A 19,946-nucleotide genomic window follows, 5' to 3' on the forward strand; every position below is an offset into this window, starting at 1 on the left:
TAATAAGTTTTTATTAAATTTTTAGCAAAAATCAAAAAAAAAAAAAAACAGGTTACGCAAAGTAGCAAATTATTAAATAAGAGCGTAAAAGCTGTATTTTGATGAACTTTTTTGCATTTTTTATTTTAGGTTTATAAATTAGACAAAATCACAGTTTGTCTATCGCAGCAAAGGCTTTTTTGCAAAAGTTTGCATATGTTTTTCTATACTCTTTTTGCCAACAGTCTTGAAGTACGAATTTATCATATAGCAAAGCCCCCCCCCCATCGCTTGCATAAGAGCCGTTAGCATATCTATTGGCAACCACCTTGCGTATTAGCACTAAAGATGGCACTTGCAATATATCGCATACATGAACTTGCCCTGTATCAATTGATATGAGATAATCAAGCTTGGAAGAAAAATAAAACAAAGAAGCGATACTTTCATCATTCACAAAGCTTTTTAAATTTTTGCTTTCATCTATGTTTATTTGCAAGGTATTGTGTTTAAAATTCAAAAGAACGAATAAATATTTAGGATAAGTTAAAGCTAGATTTTGTGCTAAATTTATCCACTGTCTTGGCAAAAAGTTATTGCCAACACCTTCTGAGCAATTTGAGAAAGGGTTTATAGCTATGATTTTTTCATATTTATTATCTAGTTTATTAAAAAATGCATCGCTTAATTCGCTTTTGTATGGAAGACAGTTTTTTAAGTTTGAAAAATTTATCTTATTTATATTTTGCTCGTAGTGCTTTTCATCTATAGCTTTTACTAATTTCAAATTTATCTCGCTCATATGAAGTTTAGATCTAAAAAATAATCTTGGAGTGTGAAAATAAGAAGACGTTACGCTTACAAAATGTGGAAAAACTATAACTTTTTTAAATTAAGCCTTTTTAGTTCTTTAAAAAAAGTAGAGGATCTCCTAACTGATATAAAAATATCCGGATTTAGTTTTTTTAAATCAGCGAAAAAATCGTTAAAAAAGAAAACTTCATCTAAGAAGCTTATATTTTTTAGAAAATCTTTATCTTGAAAATTATTTATAAAAAGAATAAGTTTATAATCAGGATATAAGCACTTTGTAGAGTAAAGTGCTTTAAAGCATACAAAAAGATCGCCAAAACCACCGGCGTGAAATACTATGTTTTTCATATAAACTCCTCATACATAAAAAGCACAAAAATTGTGCTTTGAGTTTTATTTCTTGGCTTTTTCTATGAAAGAATTTAAAAGCTTAACAGCCTCATCAAGTCCTTTAAAATCTTGCACTTTTACCCATTTTCCAGCTTCTAATGTCTTATAAGTTTCAAAGAAATTTTTTATCTTTGCTAAAGTGCTTTGTGGAAGGTCTTTTATATCTTTTACATTATCAAACCTAGGATCTATCTTTGATGTGGGAACAGCTATGAGTTTTTCATCCATTCCAGCTTCATCTTCCATTATCAAAACCCCAACAAGCCTACAAGGAATAACAGCACCAGCTTGTATAGGTTTTTCATAAAGCACTAAAATATCAGCAGGATCTCCATCATCTGCTAATGTATTTGCTATAAAACCATAGTTTGCAGGATAATACATAGCTCCAGCTAAAACTCTATCTACAAAAACTGCACCGCTGTCCTTGTCTATCTCATATTTTATGCTTGAGCCATAAGGTATTTCTATGACCGCATTTATTTTGTTTGGTATTTCTCCAATTTTAATCTTTTCTAAATTCATTATTTCTCCTTACTTATTAAAATGTATAATGCTTGGACTGTGAGAGCCTATGATTATGTTGTTATATACACTCTCAAATTCTTTTGCAAATTTTTTTCTTGTTTTTCTTGCTAAATCCTTATCATAATCATATTGTATGCTTATATCTGGATTTTTTACCTGCAAACTTGTATGTATCAAATCAGCTATGAAAAATATATTTAAGTCTTGTTTTTTTTGTTCGTTTATTAAAAAAATTCTATGACCCGGAGTGTGCCCATAAGCTTTTTTAGATGAAATTTTAACAGAATTTCCCTGTAAAAACTCATTTTCATCTTTTAAGAATATCGGCTCAGCAAAAGCTTCTACACTTTTTCTTACGAGATCATCTTTGCTTTCTTTTAGCCAAGTGTATTCTTTTTCATCGATTATTAGTTTTGCTTTGGAAAAGATATTTTTATTATCTTTTAAAATTCCTCCTAAATGATCTTTGTGTCCGTGACTTAGTATTAAGTAGTCAATATCGCTTGCATTTGTATTGGTTTGTTTTAGGGCTTTTATTAAACTGTCTTGAGTATGCAAAAAACCAGTGTCTATTAAGGCTGTGAATTTTTTATCTTTTATCAGTAAGACAAAATGTTTATTTGATTTTTCTTTCTTTGTTTTTATATCATTTTCGTATTTTTTAATCAATCTTTCTTGCTCTTTGTTTTCGGCGATAAGTTTGTCATAAGGAGGGGTAAGATTAGCAAGGCTTATCAAATAAATTTTCACATCTTCAAAATAGCCTATTTTGTTTAGCTCTGAACTTATATCATACACATTTTGCTTTTTTAAATCCTGTTTTTCTATAAAACTATCGATAAGATTACCAATAGAATTTACAGTAGATACAGATTCTTTAGCTTCCATTAAAGTTAAAGCTATAAACAAAGTGCTAATTATGTAGCTTAAAGTCTTCATTATGCTTTCTTTTCTAATATTTGTTTTATCAAATCTTGCATTTGTGCCACTATCTCTTCTATGCTTCTTTCTCCATTTATTTCAAAGTGCAGATTTTTTTTAGCATAAAAATCTTGAATTTCTTTTAGAGGTTCTATATATACTTTCATTCTGTTGTTAAACACTTCTTCATTGTCATCTTCCCCTCTTGATCTGCCTAAAACTCTATTTCTAGCTGTTTCTTCGCTTACTTTTATCTCAATAACAGCTTCTAGTTTTACATCATTTTGTGAGTTTAAGACCTTATCAAATTCAAGCATTTGTTCCACGCTTCTTGGGTATCCGTCTATTATGACTATTTGTGTTGGTGCTTGTTTTAAAGCGGATACTATTGTATCTACTACTACGTTTAAAGGCACTAAATTTCCTTTTGATATAAAACTATCTATAAGTTTGCCAAGCTCACTTTGTTTTGCAACCTCTTCTCTTAATAAATCTCCAGTTGAATAATGCGTAGTATCATCATTTTGCTTTGCTATAATACTAGCATCAGTTGTTTTGCCGCTACCAGGTGCGCCTATTATTAAAAACAATTTTTTCATTTTAAATTCTCCCTTATTTTTATACCTAATTCTTTTAAACTTAAAGTAGGCACTTCAGACGGTGCATTTGTCATCAAGCATTGTGCCCTTTGCGTTTTTGGAAAAGCTATCACTTCCCTTATGCTACTTGCTTTGCTAACTAGCATTATAAGCCTGTCAAGCCCTATGGCTATACCTGCGTGAGGTGGTGCTCCGAATTTAAGAGCATCAAGTAAAAAGCCAAATTTCTCTTCTTGTTCCTCTTTTTCTATATTTAAGAGTTTAAAAACTTTTTGTTGAATTTCATTTTTATGAATTCTTACACTTCCTCCGCCAAGCTCGACACCGTTTAAAACTATATCATAGGCTATGGATTTTATATTTTCTAAATCTTTTTCATCTATGTTTTTTGGCATAGTAAAAGGGTGGTGCATAGCCGAATACGTGCCATCATCATTTTTTTCAAACATTGGAAAATCAACTATCCATACAAAATTTAACTCATCTTCATTTATGATATTTAGTTCTTTTGCTAGAAACACCCTAAATCTTCCCATATAATCAAGCACTGTTTTCTTAGCACCTGCACCAAAAAATACTACATCTCCAACTTCTAAAGCACATATTTTTACAAGCTCATCTAAATCTTTTTCATCAAAAAATTTGCAAAGAGGTCCCTTTAAACCGTCCTCTTTTACTTGTATAAATGCTAGTCCTTTTGCACCAAATTTGCGTACGTATTCTTCAAATTTTTGCATTTGTCTTTTTGAAAAAATTGTATCGCCTTTTGGAACTTTTAAAGCTTTTACTCTATTTTGTTTTGTATCTTTTGCTATATCTGAAAAAATTTGATTGTTTGACCTTGAAAAAATATCTGCTACATCTATAAATTCTAAGTTAAATCTTAAATCCGGCTTATCGCTACCGTATTTTTCCATAGCCTCATCATAAGGCATTCTTCTGAATGGGATTTGAATTTCTTTATCGCAAGCTTTGAATATATCTTTTAAGAAAATTTCCGCACTTTTTATCACATCTTCTTGAGTGCAAAAGCTCATTTCAACATCTATTTGCGTAAATTCAGGCTGTCTATCGGCTCTTAAATCCTCGTCTCTAAAGCATTTAGCTATTTGAAAGTATTTATCAAAACCAGAACACATAAGCAATTGTTTAAATAGCTGCGGGCTTTGAGGCAGAGCGTAAAACTGTCCTTGATGAATGCGAGATGGCACTAAATAATCCCTAGCACCTTCAGGTGTTGCCCTTGTTAATATAGGTGTTTCTACTTCTAAAAAACCCATATTAGCTAAAGAAGTTCTAGCAGCTATACAAGCTTTTGAGCGAAGTGCAAAATTATTGTAAAGTTTTGGATTTCTAAGCTCTAAAAATCGGTATTTTAGTCTTAGCTCTTCATTTACTGTTTCATCTTCAGCATCAAACGGAACTGTCTCGCTTTCATTTTCTATGAGTAATTTTGTAACAAGAACTTCTATTTCTCCGGTTTTTAGCTTAGAATTTGTTAGATTTTCTCCTCTTTTTCTGACTTTACCCTTGGCTATTAAAACAAATTCATTCCTTACTAGCGAGGCTATTTCGTGTGCTTCTTTGCTATCTTTTGGATCACACACAAGTTGTATAAGCCCACTTCTATCTCTTAAATCTATGAAAATAACTCCCCCGTGATCCCTATAAGAATTTACCCAGCCACAAAGGCTTACTTCCTCTCCTACATTATCTAAATTTAGGCAAGTATTATAATGAGTTCTCAAGTTTTTTCCTTAAAAAATAAAAAATAAAATGAAATTGTATTATCTTTATTCTTTTACTTAGCTAAGATTTGATATAATTTTATTATGCAAAGTTTAATTGATTATAAAAATATAAAAAAAATAGGGCTTGTAGCTAGACCAAATACGGATTTAAGTAAAGAAATTTCTTATCTAAGCAAACTTTTTGCAAAAAGAGGCATAGAGCTTGTAAGCACTGTAGAACAAGAAGAATTGCTAGAAAAAAAGGAATTTGACCTTTTATTTAAGGAGTGTGATTTTATCATATCTCTTGGAGGAGACGGCACTCTTATATCTTTATGTAGAAAAGCTTGTGAATACGATAAGGCTATTTTAGGCATAAATGCTGGAAATTTAGGCTTTTTGACAGATTTTACCGCTTTTGATGCAGATGAATTTTTTGACGATTTTTTTAATGGAAATTTTAGGATAGACAAACCCTATCTTTTGGATATTTATTTAGAAGATAAGCAAGGAAACAACATAATAAAAAGTGCTTTTAATGATGTGATTTTTTCCAAATCTAATCACCAGTCTATGGCTCACATAGAAGTTTTAAGAAATGATAAAATATTTAATGAATACTATGGAGACGGTTTGATAATATCAACTCCAGCAGGATCTACCGCTTATAATCTTAGTGCAAATGGACCTATAGTTTATACTTTAGCAGAGGTTTTTATATTAACTCCTATATGTTCGCATTCTTTGACACAAAGACCAATAGTGCTTCCAAGAGGATTTGAAATGACTTTAAACGCTAAGGACTGTGTTTTTTGTATAGACGGACAAGAATATTACAATGTAAATGATTATAAAAGCATTAAGATAAATTTAAGCACAAAAACAGTTTCTATCATACACCCAAAAAAAAGAGATTATTTTCAAATTTTAAAAGAAAAGCTAAATTGGGGACATTGATGATAAAAAAAATATTTATGAGAGAGAATTTAAGCTTTAAAATAGCAGAACTTGAGATAGAAAAAGGATTAACAGTTTTTACAGGTCTTAGTGGTGCTGGAAAATCCATACTTTTTAAAGGCATTATATCCGCTTTTGCCCTTTGTGATAGCGAGGCTAAATTTGTTGAAGTGCTTATTGACGATGAAATAAATTCTAAAGATTTTGGCATAGAAAGTGAAGAAGAAAATGTTTTTAAAATGCTTAAAGAAAAAAATTCAAAATATTTTTTAAATAATCAAAGCATAACAAAAAAGAGCTTAAATTCTTTAAGCAAAAGCTTTATAAAGTATTTATCTGTGAAAGATAATAATGAATTTAGCAATGAACGATTTTTGAGATTATTGGATTTTATGCATAAAGAAAAAGATAAAAATTTTGATGATTTTTTGCTCGATTTTGAGAAAAATTTTAATGCTTACTGTGAAAAAAATGAAATTTTAAATAAGATAAAAGAAGAAGAAAAAAGAGTAGAAGAGCTAAAAGAGCTTACATTAATGCAAATAGACAGAATAGAAAAGATAAAACCCAAAATAGGCGAGTATGAAGAGCTTATGAGCTTAAAAAAAAGATTATCAAAAAAAGATAAGATAATAGAAGCTTGGCAGAAAGCAAACGCTATTTTTGAACTTGAAAATGTCGTAAATGAAGCCTTAAATTTAAGCGATAAAGATAGTGCTTTTTTTACAGACTGTTTAAATGAGTTAAGATTGATAAGCGAAAGTCAAAATTTTGATGACTTTGATTTTGATATAGAAGAAATTTTAAACCGTATTGAAGATTTGTCTTATCTGATAAAAAAATACGGTAGCATAGAGCAATCTTTAGAAATTCTAAAAGATAAGAAAAAAGAACTTGAGCATTATGAAAATTTAAGTTTTGAAAAAAAGGAGCTTGAAAAAGAGCTTCAAGAACTTTCCAAAAATATAGAAGAAAAATCCAAACTTTTAAGCTCATATAGGAAAGAAAATTTGAAACCTTTGGAAGAGCTTTTGAATTCTTATCTTTCAAAGCTATATATGAAAGATGTCAAACTTGAGTTAAAAGATACTGTTTTATCAAAATTTGGCAAAGATGAGGTAAAACTTAGCATAAATGAGGCTGAACTTAAAAATTTAAGTTCAGGAGAGCTTAATAGACTTAGACTAGCTTTTATAGCACTTGAGTGTAAGCTTTTAAATTTTGGAAAAGGCATAATTTTCTTAGACGAGATTGATGCAAATTTAAGTGGAAAAGAGGCTATGAGTATAGCGACAGTTTTGAAAGAATTGTCTAGTTTTTATCAAATTTTTGCAATATCTCACTTGCCCCAACTTTCATCAATGGCTAAGAATCATTTTTTGGTTGAAAAAGAAAATGATAAGAGCATAGTTAGAAAATTAGCTGATGATGAAAGAATTGTGGAGTTAGCCAGAATGGTAAGCGGAGAAAATATAAGCACAGAGGCTTTGGATTTTGCTAAGACTTTGTTAAGTTCTTAAGCAAAAATATACAAAATATATGTTAAAATTTTAAATTCAATTTTTAAAAATTAGGACTTTTTATGTCGGGAAGAATATTAATAATAGATGATAATAAAATGCTAACAAAACTTCTAGCAAAAAAGCTTGATAGTATTTTTGGCTTTGGTATAGATATAGCTTTTTCTTTTGCAGAGGCTAAATCTTTGCTAGAAAATTCGCAAGATTATTTTGTGTGTTTTGCCGATCTTTGTTTGCCAGATGCTTTAAATGGCGAAATAGTCGATTTTTTGATTGAAAAATCTCTTTTGGTTGTAGTTCTTACCGCTAACAGTGATGAAAAGATAAAGCAAAAATTTTTAGATAAGGATATTTTTTCTTACATATACAAAGAAAGCAATACCTGCATAGATCAGATAGTTTCTACAGTCGAACTTTTAAAAACTTTTCAAAAATTTAAAGTCATACTTGCTATGAGTAATCTAAACGAAAGAAATTATATAAAAAACTTACTTTCATTAAGACAGTTTCAAATTTTAGTTGCAGCACACGGAGAGGAAGCACTTTCTTATTTAAATGATAATACAGATACAAATTTGATTATTTGTGATGCTAAAATGCCAGTGGTTGATGGCATTGATTTGTTATCTCAGATAAGGGAGGACTACCCTAAAACACAGCTTGGAGTCATAGTTTTAGGAGATAAAAATGACAGCTTGGAGGTATCTTTTTTAAGAGGTGGAGCAAATGAATTTATAGAAAAGCCTTTTAGCAAAGAATTGTTTAATGCTAGATTAGATAGATATTTACAAGAAAAAAAAGACCAGCTTTTAATGGAGCATTTTAATTATCTAGAGCCTTTAACAGGTGCTAAAAAGGCATTTTATCTTAAGAATTCTGTTGATGATTATATAAATGATAAGTCAGAAAACGAATCTTTTGCCTTTGCCATTGTAGATATAGATAATCTAAGAAGTATAAATGCAGAATATGGATATAATATAGGAGATGAAGTTATACGAACCGTCGTAAAAGAAATTTTAAATGAAACCTATGGTAGAGATATAGTCGGGCATTTTTCAAGAGATAAAATATGCGTTTTGCTTAAAAACACAAGCAGCGAACAAGCGATAAGAGTTTTATCTAGCATTAGGACAAATATAAAAAATAAGGGCGTTTTGGTTTCCCTAGATGAAGTGTTTTTTACTGTTAGCATAGGTGTAACTTTCTCAAGTGCAAAAACTAGCTACGAGGAGTTGATACACAAAGCACAAGATGCTTTAAGCATAGCAAAAAATGCTGGAAAAGATAGAGTTGAAGTATGTTTTTAACTTGTAATTATGAGGATAGCGAAGCTATCATAGATACTCACTGTCATTTAGATGACGAGCTTTACTATGATGATTTGCACGAGCTTATAAAGGCTTGTGAAGTTAATAATATTAAAAAGATGATAATACCTGGTGCAGACCTATATACATTAAGCAGGGCTGTTGAAATAGCTCAAAGATATGAAAGTGTTTATTTTTCTGTTGGAGTGCATCCTTGCAACTGTGATTTTTATGATGAGGATTTGTTAAAATTTTATATAACTCACCCAAAATGCGTCGCTGTCGGGGAGTGCGGGCTTGATTATTACCGTAAGGAAGATAAGGACAAGAAAGAAAAGCAAAAGCTGATTTTTGAAGCACAAATTGCTTTAGCAAAAGAATACAAAAAACCTTTAATAATACACTGCAGAGACTCCAGCGAAGATTTATATAATATCTTGTCTTTTCACAGCCATACTCTTTATGGAGGGGTTTTGCACTGTTTTAATGCAAGTCCTTTGCTTTTAAACCTCAAAGATATTGGTTTTTATTTTGGCATAGGCGGGGTTTTGACATTTAAAAATGCTAAGAATTTGCTTGATATCTTGCCAAAAATTCCAAAAGATAGGCTTTTATTAGAAACAGACGCACCATATTTAAGCCCAGAGCCATTTAGAGGAAAAAGAAATGAGCCGATTTTAACTCATCTTGTTGCCACAAAAATGGCGGAGCTTTTATCTATGGACAGAAATGAACTGATAAAAACTTGCACCAAAAATTCAAATGATTTATTTTTTTAAATACAACGTAGGATAATGTTATGAGAATTTTATTTATGATATTATTTTTTTATTCTTTTTCTTTTGCAAATGTTTTTGCTCCAGAATACCACCAAAAACAGCTTGAAATTTTAAGAAATTTAGATATAGATAGTTCTTATATTAGCGATTTGGTTTTTTTAGAAAATAAGGACGAACTTAAAAGATTGCATTCAAAAACACTTGTTTTATCGGCACAAAATTATTATGATGTAATACCAGTTATTAGAAAAGCTTTGCACGATGAAGACGTTCCAGAAGAGCTTATGTATTTGGCGATAGTTGAATCAGGTCTTAAAAGTAGTAGCACTTCAAATGCTAAGGCTGTTGGTATTTGGCAATTTATGGAAAACACTGCTAGAAGCCTTGATTTAAGAGTTGATCTTTATATAGATGAAAGACGAGATCCCTTTAAGTCTTCAATAGCAGCCGCTAGATACCTAAAAAGCTTAAGAGATGAATTTGGGAAATGGTATTTAGCTATTCTTGCTTATAATTGTGGAAACGCAAAGCTAAGGCAGGCTATAAAACAAGCAAATAGCGACGAATTAAGCGTTTTGCTTGATCCAGATGCTAAGTATCTTCCTTTAGAAACTAGAAATTTCATAAAAAAGATACTTACAATAGCATTTTTAGCAAATAATGAAGATTTTGTTTTGACAAACGATTCTTATTTTGTTAATTACACTAAAGAACACAATTTTGTTAAGGTAGAAGTGCCAGATAGTGTCTCATTGAAAGATTTAGCAAAGATTAGTGATTTGTCTTTTGATGAGTTAAAGAGATATAATCCGCATTTTCGCTACGATTTTACACCACCAAATTCTAAATATTATATGTATATACCCATAGATAAGGTTTTGTTATTTGAAAAAAATTATAATCCAAAAAAAATAGCAAAGGTAGATACTACAATTCCAAAGACGCAAATTTACATAGTAAAACAAGGAGATTCCCTTTACAGCATAGCAAAAAGGTATGGAACAACAGTAGCTACTTTAAGAAAGTATAATAAGATAAAAAAAGATCACTTAAGTCTAAAGCAAAAATTAATAATACCACTTAAGAAAGAGGAAATAAAATATGCAAGTATTAGCAAAAAGCAAAATTCTAGGCTTAATTCTAAGTAGTTTTACGGCTTTTGTTGTTGTAGCCTGCACCACTAAAGCCCCTAGTTCGTATTATCCAAGCAAAGATTTTAGAACGGATAAAAGTGCTTCTTTTGGAGCTAAAGGCACTATGAAGCCTTATACTATAAATGGTAAAACATATTATCCAACAGTTGTTGAAGTTGGTGAAACTGCCGAAGGTATAGCTTCTTGGTATGGACCCGGTTTTCACGGTAAAAAGACTTCAAATGGAGAAACTTACAATCAATACTCTTTTACAGCGGCACATAAAACATTGCCTATGAATACAGTTTTATCTGTTACAAATTTAAATAATGGACTTAAGACACAAGTGCGTATAAATGACAGAGGTCCTTTTGTTGATAACCGTATAATAGATCTATCAAAGGCAGCAGCTGAACAAATAGATATGCTTCAAAACGGCACAGCACCTGTGAGGCTTGAGGTTATAGGCTTTGGCTCTGTCGATGATGCTGGAAGTATAGTTCATCATAATGAAAGCTTTGGTTCTAGCGGTGATATAGTAAATAACGGTATGACTTATGAAGGTGGAACTTTTATGGTGCAAATTGGTGCTTTTAGATATAAGGAAGGTGCTGATAAAACAGCTCAAAAATATAGCTCATATCAGGGATATAAAGCAGTCGTTAGGACTAGCTCAAAAGATGGTTTAAACAGGGTATTTTTAACTGGTTTTAGAAGTATGGAAGAAGCTAGAGATTTCGCAAGTAGCGGAGCTTTTGTAGGTGCTTTTGTTGTTAGAGATTAGTTATGATAGAAATAATTTTTTTAGATGTTGATGGTTGCTTAACTGATGGTAAAATCATATATAGTAGCGATAAAACAGAGATAAAAGAATTTGATGTAAAAGACGGTGCAGCTATAGAAGCTTGGCTTAAACTTGGAAAGAAAATAGCAATCATAACAGGCAGAAAGTCAGACTGTGTAAATTTAAGAGCTAAGGATTTAAAGATAGATTTAGTTTATCAAGGCATAAGCAATAAACTTGCTTGTGCTAAAGAGATTTTAAAATCGTTAAATTTAAATTTCGAGCAAAGTGCTGCTATAGGTGATTTTTTAAATGATAAGTCTTTGTTAGAGGCTGTTAAATTTAGCTTTAAGCCAAGCGATGCACATCATTCTTTAAATGTTGATTTTACATTAAAATCCCTTGGCGGCAAGGGTGCTGTTTGCGAGATGATAGAAACGATTATAAAAGAAAATTCTATGCAAGAGCAATGGGATAAACTTTGGCAATAAAAATTTTCTCTGTTTTAATGGGGATTTTTTCTTTAGTTTTCGTTTTTTTAGGTATGCAAGATCTTTATTCTATCGAGATAAAGCCATACAGCGTGGATTTTAAAAGTATAGAAGCACACGATATAGGTGCTTTTGAGTTAAATTCCTCCATTGTAAATTCCTTTTATGAGGCTGATGATTGGATAAGATTTAATGATAAAGATGAATTTGTAAGAGTAAATATGCTATCTTTAGAACAAAATATAAGTGCTAATGAGCTTTTGATGAAAGATAATAATATTAGCTTAAAAGGAGATGTTTATTATACCGATGTAAATGGAACGAGGATAAAAAGTGATGAAATTTTTTATATAAGAGATTCTAAAATTTTATACACAGATAGTAATTTTAAAGCTTATAAAGATAATAATACACTGCTTGGAAATTCGCTTATATATGATCTTGAGGGAAGAAAAATTCGCATAGAGGGTGTAAGGTTGTGGTTGGACGCAAGGTAATTTTTCTAGCTTTTTTATTTTGCTTATCTTTTTCTAAACAGTTAGAGATTAAGGCAGATAATTTTAGTGCTGATGAGAAAAAAATGGTAAATATCTTAAGTGGCTCCGTGCTTGTTAAAAGCAATGAAGATGTGTTAAGGTCTGATAAATTACTGATTTTTACAGATAAAAATAATAAGCCCTTAAAATACGTAGCTTCTGGCAATGCTTCATTTAAAATACTTATAAAGGATAAATTTTATACAGGTTCTGCTAATGAGCTTATTTATTATGCTACAAATGATATTTATGAAGCAAATGGAAATGCTTATATACAAGATTTAAGCACAAATAATAAATTATATGGAAATAAAATAAGCATAGACAAAAAAAAACAAAGCTACACTGTTTTTGGCTTAAACAACAAAAAACCTGCTAGATTTATTTTTAATCTTAAGGAAGATTTTAAATGAAAGTGAATGCTAGTTTTTTAAAGTCTTTATCAAAAGCTGAAGATTATGAAGCCACAGGCACTGAAGTTGTTTTTTTGGGTCGTTCAAATGTTGGAAAAAGTTCTCTTATAAACACACTGTGTTCTAATAAAAATTTAGCAAAATCATCATCTACACCGGGAAAGACACAACTCATAAACATTTTTAATGTAGAATTTACAAAAGATGAAATTAAAAAGAAATTTACCTTTATAGATATGCCGGGTTTTGGGTATGCTAGAGTGTCAAAGGCTTTAAAAAAGGTTTGGAATAAGAATTTAGATGAATTTTTAAGGCTTAGAACCAGTATAAAGCTTTTTATACATTTGGTAGATTCAAGACATACAGGGCTTGAAATAGATGAAAATGTAAAGGAGTATTTAAATTCATTTTTAAAAAAAGAGCAGGTTTTGCTTACTGTTTTCACCAAAGCAGATAAGTTAAATCAAAGTCAAAGATTTAAAATCAATAAGGATTTTCCACAATGCATACTTGTTTCAAATACCAAAAAAACAGGTTTGCAAAATTTAGAAGAAAAAATTTTTGAGTTGGGGTAAAAATGCCAAGAAGAAAATACGGAACAAAAGTATATAATCATTACATAGACGGCACTTATGTATTTGTCGGACTGTGTTTTGTTTTTTATCAGATATTAAGCTCTGTTTTTTCTTATTTTCCTTTGATGTTGGGATTTTTTTTCTGTTATATGTTTTATCTTTTACAAGAAAGTGAAAAATCACTTTATAACCTTGATTTTCGCTGGTATTTTTCTTTATGCTATCTTTTGTTGATAGACATAACTCACGATTTTTATTTATTTTCATCTTGGTTTTCATTTTTCATTTTTTATTATTTTCTAGCCGATTGGCTTAAAATAAATTTTAAAATAGGAAAATTTTTGCCAATAATTTTTGTTTTTTGTGCTTATTTTTTACTTTTTTCTATAGATAATTTGCTTTCTTATGTTGATAATAATGGCATACATTTGTTTGGTATAGAGCTTTTGATAACTGTTTTTATGGAATTTATACTTGCATATATATTTTTCAAGGATAGTATCAAATGAGACTCAAACTCGTTTATGCTTTTATATTTTTATTTTTTGTCGTAATTTTATCTAGGGTTTATTATTTAAGCATTAAATCAAATTTGTATTATGAAGAGCTTGCAAAACAAAATTCTGTAAAAACTTATATGATAGCTCCAGTTAGAGGAATGATATATGATACAAGAGGAGATTTATTAGCTATTAATGAGCTTGGTTTTAGTATATCAATAAAACCTTATTTGCATATAAGAAAAAAAAATAGACCTATTTTAGATGATGAAATTTTTAGTATTTTACAATTTTTTCCAGATTTAAATGCAAGCGAGATAAAAAAGACCTATCAAAGAGAGGATTCTTACTATAATCAAGATTATATACAGGTTGTGGATTTTATATCTTATGATGATATGATAAAGCATTATTCAAATTTAAATTTGAGAAAAAATTTAAAAGTAGAACCTCAAGTTAAACGAAAATATCCATATAATGAAGTAGCCTCTCACGTAATCGGCTATATCGGCAAGGCAAATACTCAAGATATAAGTGAAAATCCTATATCAAAACTTACAGGTCATATAGGAAAAAGTGGTATAGAAAGATATTATAATGATGTATTGCAAGGAGAGCAAGGACATAGAGAGGTTAGGATAAATGCACTTAACAAAGAAATAGAGGAATTAAGCTTTAAATCAGCCTATTCTAATGATTTAAATTTAAGTATAGATATAAGACTTCAGCAGTATTTGAGTGAAATTTTTAGCGATAATGCAGGAGTTGCTATAGTAGTAGATGTAGATGACGGTTCAATCCTAGCTGCAGGCAGTTTTCCAGAATACAATCTAAATTCCTTTGTAGAGGGAATTTCAGTAGCAGAATGGAAAGAGCTTTCAAATAATCCAGACCATCCTTTCACAAATAAAATGATAAACGGGCTTTATCCACCGGGTTCTGTTGTTAAAATGGGCGTGGCACTTTCTTTTCTAAAGTCTGGTTTGATGGGAGCTGCTAGTCAGATAACTTGCGAGGGTTTTGTGGAGTTAGGGGGTAGAAATTTTAGGTGCTGGAATAGAAGTGGTCACGGACATATGGACTTAAAGCATGCCTTGCAACAGAGTTGTGATGTTTATTTTTATGAAGGCGGACTAAGAGTAGGTATAGATAGGATAGCTCCTGTGCTTTCTAATCTTGGTTTTGGTTCTAAGACCGGAGTTGATTTGCCTAGCGAATTTATAGGGACAGTTCCAAGCAGAGAATGGAAAATGCTTAGGTATAAAAGAGAGTGGAGTGCTGGAGAAACTTTAAATACAAGCATAGGACAAGGTGCTTTTTTGGTTACACCTATGCAAATAGCAAGATATACAGCACAAATAGCTACCGGAAAAAATGTAAGATTGCATTTTTTTAAAAATAATCTTGATTTTAATAAAAGCGTTGAAGATGATGAAATTTTTAATGAATTTGATAAGAGTTTTTTGCCATATATAAGAGAAGGAATGTATGCTGTTATGAATGAGCCGGGTGGAACGGCTTATAGGTATTTTAATAATTTTCCTATACAAGTAGCTGGAAAGACAGGCACTGCACAGGTTATTAACTTTTCACAAGCTGAAAAAAAGAATATCAGAGAATCAGATCTTGAGTATTACTCTCGTTCCCATACTTGGATCACAAGCTATGCACCTTATAAAAAGCCAAAATATGTGGTTACCGTGCTTTTAGAACACGGCGGTAGAAGCACGACATCGGCAAAGGTTACTGCAGATATTTATAGAAAAATGATGGAGCTTGGCTATATCAAATAAGCAAAGCTTCATTTTTGCTTGTTATTTCGTGCAATTCTTTAGATAGTTCTATGAGATTTATATCGCTATCTTTTAAACCTATGTTTATAGTAGCTACCATACTTTTTTCGTTTTCATTTACGCATAATGATTTTACAAGCATATTTGTGTCTTTTTGAACTATGTTAGCCGCTGATTTTATGAGCTCTAGCAATTTTTTTTGCTCACATTCTTCTAGCTTGTCAAAATCAAGCTCACTACACCCGCAACCAATAAGATTGCAATACTCTTGAAAATCGTCCCTATAAGCACCTAAAGCTGACATATTGATCCTTTTTAATTTTTTTTGTTACATAATAAAAGCAAATTATGTTCCAAAAAATTTTATATCTTTTGCATAAGTTTGCTTAGTTCGCTTTGCTTTTCTTTTTCTTCTTTTATCAGATTTAAGCTATTTGCACTATCTAAGGTATTGTTTGAATTTATGGAAAATAAATCAAAAAGCTCATCTATCATTTCGTTTTTAAAACTTAAAGATTGAAAAGAAAAGTTAAATTCTATTTCATTTATACGTATTATTTGTATGCTTGTGCTAACAGTTATCTTTAAACTTATGGTAGTGTTATTTCCAAGAGTTAAACCGTCTTTTAATGAGGCATTATCTATGTAAGAATCTATGTTTGAGATTAAATTTTTTATTTCTTTACTATCAAAATCACTCAAATTCTTATCTATATAAGTAGATAATTCGTCTACTGTTTGTTTTAGCTCTGGCAAAATTTTATTTATATATTTAATGAAATCTTGTGCTAAAACATTTGCATCTTTTAGAATTTCATTTGCATTTTTATCCAAATTCTCGCTATTTTTAAGTATGTTTTCACTATTTGTTTGCATATTTTCAAGTGTTGTTTTTACACTAGAATTTATCTCATTTAGTTCTTTAAAAAATGAATTAACTTCCTTTTTAAGCCCCTTATCACTCGCATTATCCAATATATCTTTTTCATAAGATAGTATTTTATCTAATGAAAACAAAAATTCTTTTTCTAAAACCTCGATGTTAGCTTCTTTAGATTCGGTTTTTTCAACTTCATTTGTTTTTATGGAATTTTCTTTTATTTTTTCATTTAAATCATCTTCAAAATTTCCACTTTCTTTTTCTTTAAACAAAGAAGCATTTTTGTATGTATTTAAGTTAGAATCGTAATTTTGAATTAGCATAATTAATCCTTTTTAGAAATTACAAGCAAAAAATGTTCCTAAATTATGCTATTTTAAAAATCTTTAAAAATCAAGCAAAGATACTAAACCAAGAGTTTGCATTAAGTTTTTTAGCTATTTTTATCATTGTTTATTATTTTATTTATCAAAGAAGTGGTGCTAAAACCATCTTCAAATTTTATAAGTTCTACTTTCTTTACCAAATCAGAGCCAACTACTTCTTTTCCAGTATAATCCGCTCCTTTTACCAAAATATCGGGCTTTAAAGCCTTTATAAGTTCATAAGGCGTGTCCTCATCAAATATCACAACAAAATCTACAAAATAAAGAGATGCTAATAAACAAGCTCGATGAAACTGCGAATTTATAGGCCTTTTATCGCCCTTAAGTTTTTTTACACTTTTATCAGAATTTAGACCAACAACCAGCAAATCTCCTAGCGTTCTAGCCTTTTCAAGATACTGTATATGCCCAAAGTGGAGTATATCAAAACAGCCATTTGTAAAAACTATATTTTTTCTATTTTTAAGAATGCTTGCTAATTCCTCTTTGTTTTTTATCTTATCTTCAAAATTAGCTCTTTCGAATTTCCTTATCTCTTCAAAGCTAACAGTCGCAGAACCAAGCTTTGACACAACAACAGCAGCGGCTTTGTTTGCTAACTCACAAGCTTTTATCATAGGCAAATTTAAAGCCATACAAAAGGCAAGGATTGATATTACGCTATCTCCAGCTCCAGTTACATCAAAAACTTCTCTAGCCTTTGTAGGTATAATATGCACCTTATCATCAAGAAATGCTATACCATCTTCTGAAAGTGTTATCATAGAATACTTTAATGAAAAATCTTTTTTTAATTTTATTAAAGCTTTTTCTAAATTTTCTCCATTTAAATCGCTAAATTTTAGTGCCTCTAAAGCCTCTTTTTTGTTTGGTGTAAGCAAAGATGCACCCTTGTATTTGCTATAATCTTTTCCTTTTGGATCAACTAAAACAGGTATTTTAAGCTCATTTGCTTTCTTTATGACATTCTTACAGACTTTATCTGTTAAAACACCTTTTCCATAGTCGCTTAATATTATAGCCTCGCTGTCTTTTACGAGATTATAAAATTCATCTAAAAGTTCATTTTCTAGCTTTGTATCCTTAACTGTTTCATTGTCTAATCTTAAAATTTGTTGTGCTTGAGATAATATCCTTGTTTTCAAAGAGCTTATTCTACCTTTTTCAAGCAGAATTTTTCCATTAAGCTCCTTTTTTAGAAATTTTCCGTTTTCATCATCGCCTACAACACTTAAGGCAGATACATTTGCACCCAAAGCTTTTAAATTCGCATATACATTTGCAGCACCGCCCAATCTTTGCTCTTGTTTTTTGGAATTCATAACCAAAACAGGTGCTTCTGGGCTTGCTCTATTGCAATCGCAATAAATATAATTATCTATCATTAAATCGCCGATTATTAAAATTTTTGGTGTTTTTGAGGATAAAAAATCAAGCATTGTATTCTTTCTCAAAGTAGTTTTTTATGTATGGTAGATAAGATTTTATACCTTCTTCTAGACTAAATTCAGGTCTATAAGCAAAGCTATCATCAAGTTTTGCTTGAGTATGAAACTGGTATGAATTTTTGTAAGGATTTTCAAAATACTCACATTCAAAATTAGTGCCAAGTTCCTTTTGTAGTATATCTGCTATATCTTGAAAGCTTCTTGCTATACCTGTGCCTACATTATAAATTCCACTTTTAGCTTCAAGTGCTTTTAAATTTGCATTCACAACATCTTTTATGTAAATAAAATCTCTATAAATTTTATCACTTCCTTTAAAAAGTCTAGGTGCTTTATTTGATAAAAGCTGCAAGGCAAATTGTAACACTGTTGAAGCTGTTTTGCCCTTAAAAAATTCCCTTTCTCCATATACATTAAAATATCTCAAACCAACTATGTGAAGCTCATTTTTGTATTTTTCACATAAATTATCCATCATAAGTTTTGAAAAAGCGTATGGGTTTTTAGGGCATTCATAATGCCCTACAGTTTGCGGGCTTTTAGCATCTCCATAAACTGAAGCAGAGCTTGCGTAAATAAGCTTTATATTTAAATCTATGCAAATATCTATAAGAGCTTTGAAGCTGTTTAAATTCGTGCTTAAAACTTCTTTTTGATTGTAAGCTGTGGTATCTGAGATTGCTGCTTGATGAAATATTATATTTGGTTTAAAATCCTTAACTTTTTCTAGGAAGTCTCTTTGCAAAATATCGCTTATAAAAAGCTCGCCTTTAAAGTCAAGTAAATTTTTAAAATGCCCCAAAGCTTTTAGATTGCCATTTTCAAAGCATTCATCGCTACGCATCTTATCTATTATCAAAACATCATTTTCATCTTGCAAACTTAAGGCTAAATTTGAGCCTATAAAACCAGCTCCACCTGTTATAAGTATTTTCATTTATTTTCCTTTAATAAAAAAGAAATCAAATCTTTTAAGGTTTTAAACTTTGTATAAAAATTTCCTTCTTGTTCTTTTTCATTTATCAGATACAATTCTTTTAAACCAGCATTTTTACCTGCTTGCATATCGCTTATATTATCTCCTATAAACACCGATTGCTCGAGGTTTAATTTAAATTCATCTCTAGCGTCAAAGAGCATTTTAGGTTTTGGTTTTCTACACTCACAAGCTTCTAAATGCGGACAGTAATAAATCTTTTCTATCTTTATGCCTTTTTTTTCAAATTCTTCAAGCATAAAAGAGCTTAATATTTCAAAATCTTTTTGCGTATAGTATCCACGCGCTATACCTGATTGGTTTGTTATAACAAAAATTTTATATCCCTTTTTTAAAAATAACTCACAAAGTTCAAAAATTCCATCTACAAATATAAAATCTTTTATTTTATGAACATATTTTTTATCTATGTTTATAATACCGTCTCTATCCAAAAATAAGGCTTTCATTACATAATTATAACAAAAAATATTAATGTATAAAA

The 19,946-nt window shown here is 30.3% G+C and carries 23 protein-coding genes; 12 read left to right on the forward strand and 11 right to left on the reverse strand.

The window, feature by feature from the left end:
* Positions 1-148 precede the first annotated feature (148 nt).
* The 6 genes from Q0J35_RS03790 to aspS form a co-directional block, all read right to left on the reverse strand.
* Positions 149-781 (reverse strand): hypothetical protein, encoded by a 633-nt coding sequence (locus tag Q0J35_RS03790; RefSeq protein WP_297193251.1) that lies wholly within the window; start codon positions 779-781, stop codon positions 149-151.
* Positions 782-855: 74 nt separating this feature from the next.
* Entirely contained in the window at positions 856-1,140 is a 285-nt protein-coding gene (locus Q0J35_RS03795) for a hypothetical protein (RefSeq protein ID WP_297193252.1), read from the reverse strand.
* A 45-nt stretch (positions 1,141-1,185) separates the two neighbouring features.
* Complete coding sequence (gene ppa, locus Q0J35_RS03800; protein WP_297193255.1) at positions 1,186-1,707, reverse strand: inorganic diphosphatase; 522 nt, start codon at positions 1,705-1,707, stop codon at positions 1,186-1,188.
* A gap of 9 nt (positions 1,708-1,716) precedes the next feature.
* Positions 1,717-2,649 carry an MBL fold metallo-hydrolase gene (locus tag Q0J35_RS03805; protein ID WP_297193257.1) on the reverse strand — a complete coding sequence of 311 codons (933 nt, stop codon included), beginning with the start codon at positions 2,647-2,649 and terminating at the stop codon, positions 1,717-1,719.
* Complete coding sequence (locus Q0J35_RS03810; protein WP_297193260.1) at positions 2,649-3,230, reverse strand: adenylate kinase; 582 nt, start codon at positions 3,228-3,230, stop codon at positions 2,649-2,651. Before Q0J35_RS03810 ends, Q0J35_RS03805 begins: the two co-directional genes overlap by 1 nt.
* Positions 3,227-4,978, reverse strand: coding sequence for an aspartate--tRNA ligase (gene aspS / locus Q0J35_RS03815; protein WP_297193262.1), 1,752 nt, complete (start codon positions 4,976-4,978; stop codon positions 3,227-3,229). Before aspS ends, Q0J35_RS03810 begins: the two co-directional genes overlap by 4 nt.
* A gap of 84 nt (positions 4,979-5,062) precedes the next feature.
* Between aspS and Q0J35_RS03820 the strand changes: the two genes are divergently transcribed.
* The 12 genes from Q0J35_RS03820 (at position 5,063) to mrdA (ending at position 15,751) form a co-directional block, all read left to right on the forward strand.
* A complete protein-coding gene (locus Q0J35_RS03820) occupies positions 5,063-5,917 on the forward strand; it encodes an NAD(+) kinase (RefSeq protein ID WP_297193264.1) in 855 nt (284 codons plus the stop codon).
* Positions 5,917-7,437 (forward strand): AAA family ATPase, encoded by a 1,521-nt coding sequence (locus Q0J35_RS03825; RefSeq protein ID WP_297193266.1) that lies wholly within the window; start codon positions 5,917-5,919, stop codon positions 7,435-7,437. The genes Q0J35_RS03820 and Q0J35_RS03825 overlap by 1 nt, the downstream gene beginning before the upstream one ends.
* A gap of 62 nt (positions 7,438-7,499) precedes the next feature.
* Positions 7,500-8,747: a response regulator gene (locus Q0J35_RS03830; RefSeq protein WP_297193268.1), complete on the forward strand. Its 1,248-nt coding sequence runs from the start codon at positions 7,500-7,502 to the stop codon at positions 8,745-8,747.
* Positions 8,738-9,526: a TatD family hydrolase gene (locus tag Q0J35_RS03835; protein WP_297193270.1), complete on the forward strand. Its 789-nt coding sequence runs from the start codon at positions 8,738-8,740 to the stop codon at positions 9,524-9,526. Before Q0J35_RS03830 ends, Q0J35_RS03835 begins: the two co-directional genes overlap by 10 nt.
* A 20-nt stretch (positions 9,527-9,546) precedes the next feature.
* Positions 9,547-10,674 (forward strand): lytic transglycosylase domain-containing protein, encoded by a 1,128-nt coding sequence (locus Q0J35_RS03840; RefSeq protein ID WP_297193272.1) that lies wholly within the window; start codon positions 9,547-9,549, stop codon positions 10,672-10,674.
* Positions 10,628-11,443: a septal ring lytic transglycosylase RlpA family protein gene (locus Q0J35_RS03845; RefSeq protein ID WP_297193274.1), complete on the forward strand. Its 816-nt coding sequence runs from the start codon at positions 10,628-10,630 to the stop codon at positions 11,441-11,443. The genes Q0J35_RS03840 and Q0J35_RS03845 overlap by 47 nt, the downstream gene beginning before the upstream one ends.
* Positions 11,444-11,445: 2 nt before the next feature.
* Positions 11,446-11,934, forward strand: a complete 489-nt coding sequence (locus Q0J35_RS03850; RefSeq protein WP_297193276.1) for an HAD hydrolase family protein — start codon at positions 11,446-11,448, stop codon at positions 11,932-11,934.
* Positions 11,925-12,431: an LPS export ABC transporter periplasmic protein LptC gene (locus tag Q0J35_RS03855; protein ID WP_297193279.1), complete on the forward strand. Its 507-nt coding sequence runs from the start codon at positions 11,925-11,927 to the stop codon at positions 12,429-12,431. The genes Q0J35_RS03850 and Q0J35_RS03855 overlap by 10 nt, the downstream gene beginning before the upstream one ends.
* On the forward strand, positions 12,413-12,883 hold the full coding sequence (gene lptA / locus Q0J35_RS03860; RefSeq protein WP_297193281.1) for a lipopolysaccharide transport periplasmic protein LptA: 471 nt from the start codon (positions 12,413-12,415) through the stop codon (positions 12,881-12,883). The genes Q0J35_RS03855 and lptA overlap by 19 nt, the downstream gene beginning before the upstream one ends.
* A complete protein-coding gene (gene yihA / locus Q0J35_RS03865) occupies positions 12,880-13,458 on the forward strand; it encodes a ribosome biogenesis GTP-binding protein YihA/YsxC (RefSeq protein WP_297193283.1) in 579 nt (192 codons plus the stop codon). The genes lptA and yihA overlap by 4 nt, the downstream gene beginning before the upstream one ends.
* A 2-nt stretch (positions 13,459-13,460) precedes the next feature.
* Positions 13,461-13,967, forward strand: a complete 507-nt coding sequence (locus Q0J35_RS03870) for a hypothetical protein (protein ID WP_297193286.1) — start codon at positions 13,461-13,463, stop codon at positions 13,965-13,967.
* Entirely contained in the window at positions 13,964-15,751 is a 1,788-nt protein-coding gene (gene mrdA, locus Q0J35_RS03875) for a penicillin-binding protein 2 (RefSeq protein ID WP_297193287.1), read from the forward strand. Before Q0J35_RS03870 ends, mrdA begins: the two co-directional genes overlap by 4 nt.
* On the opposite strand, the gene Q0J35_RS03880 is transcribed toward mrdA, so the two are convergent.
* The 5 genes from Q0J35_RS03880 to Q0J35_RS03900 form a co-directional block, all read right to left on the reverse strand.
* A complete protein-coding gene (locus Q0J35_RS03880) occupies positions 15,744-16,055 on the reverse strand; it encodes a hypothetical protein (RefSeq protein WP_297193289.1) in 312 nt (103 codons plus the stop codon). The two genes, mrdA and Q0J35_RS03880, sit on opposite strands and share 8 nt — an antisense overlap.
* 59 nt (positions 16,056-16,114) lie before the next feature.
* Positions 16,115-16,954, reverse strand: a complete 840-nt coding sequence (locus tag Q0J35_RS03885) for a hypothetical protein (RefSeq protein ID WP_297193291.1) — start codon at positions 16,952-16,954, stop codon at positions 16,115-16,117.
* A 110-nt stretch (positions 16,955-17,064) separates the two neighbouring features.
* Positions 17,065-18,456 (reverse strand): D-glycero-beta-D-manno-heptose-7-phosphate kinase, encoded by a 1,392-nt coding sequence (rfaE1, locus tag Q0J35_RS03890; RefSeq protein ID WP_297193293.1) that lies wholly within the window; start codon positions 18,454-18,456, stop codon positions 17,065-17,067.
* Positions 18,449-19,402 carry an ADP-glyceromanno-heptose 6-epimerase gene (gene rfaD / locus Q0J35_RS03895; protein ID WP_297193296.1) on the reverse strand — a complete coding sequence of 318 codons (954 nt, stop codon included), beginning with the start codon at positions 19,400-19,402 and terminating at the stop codon, positions 18,449-18,451. Before rfaD ends, rfaE1 begins: the two co-directional genes overlap by 8 nt.
* Complete coding sequence (locus Q0J35_RS03900) at positions 19,399-19,911, reverse strand: HAD family hydrolase (protein ID WP_297193298.1); 513 nt, start codon at positions 19,909-19,911, stop codon at positions 19,399-19,401. Before Q0J35_RS03900 ends, rfaD begins: the two co-directional genes overlap by 4 nt.
* Positions 19,912-19,946: the final 35 nt, after the last annotated feature.

Origin of the sequence: uncultured Campylobacter sp. (assembly GCF_944323605.1) — a bacterium.
GTDB lineage: Bacteria > Campylobacterota > Campylobacteria > Campylobacterales > Campylobacteraceae > Campylobacter_D.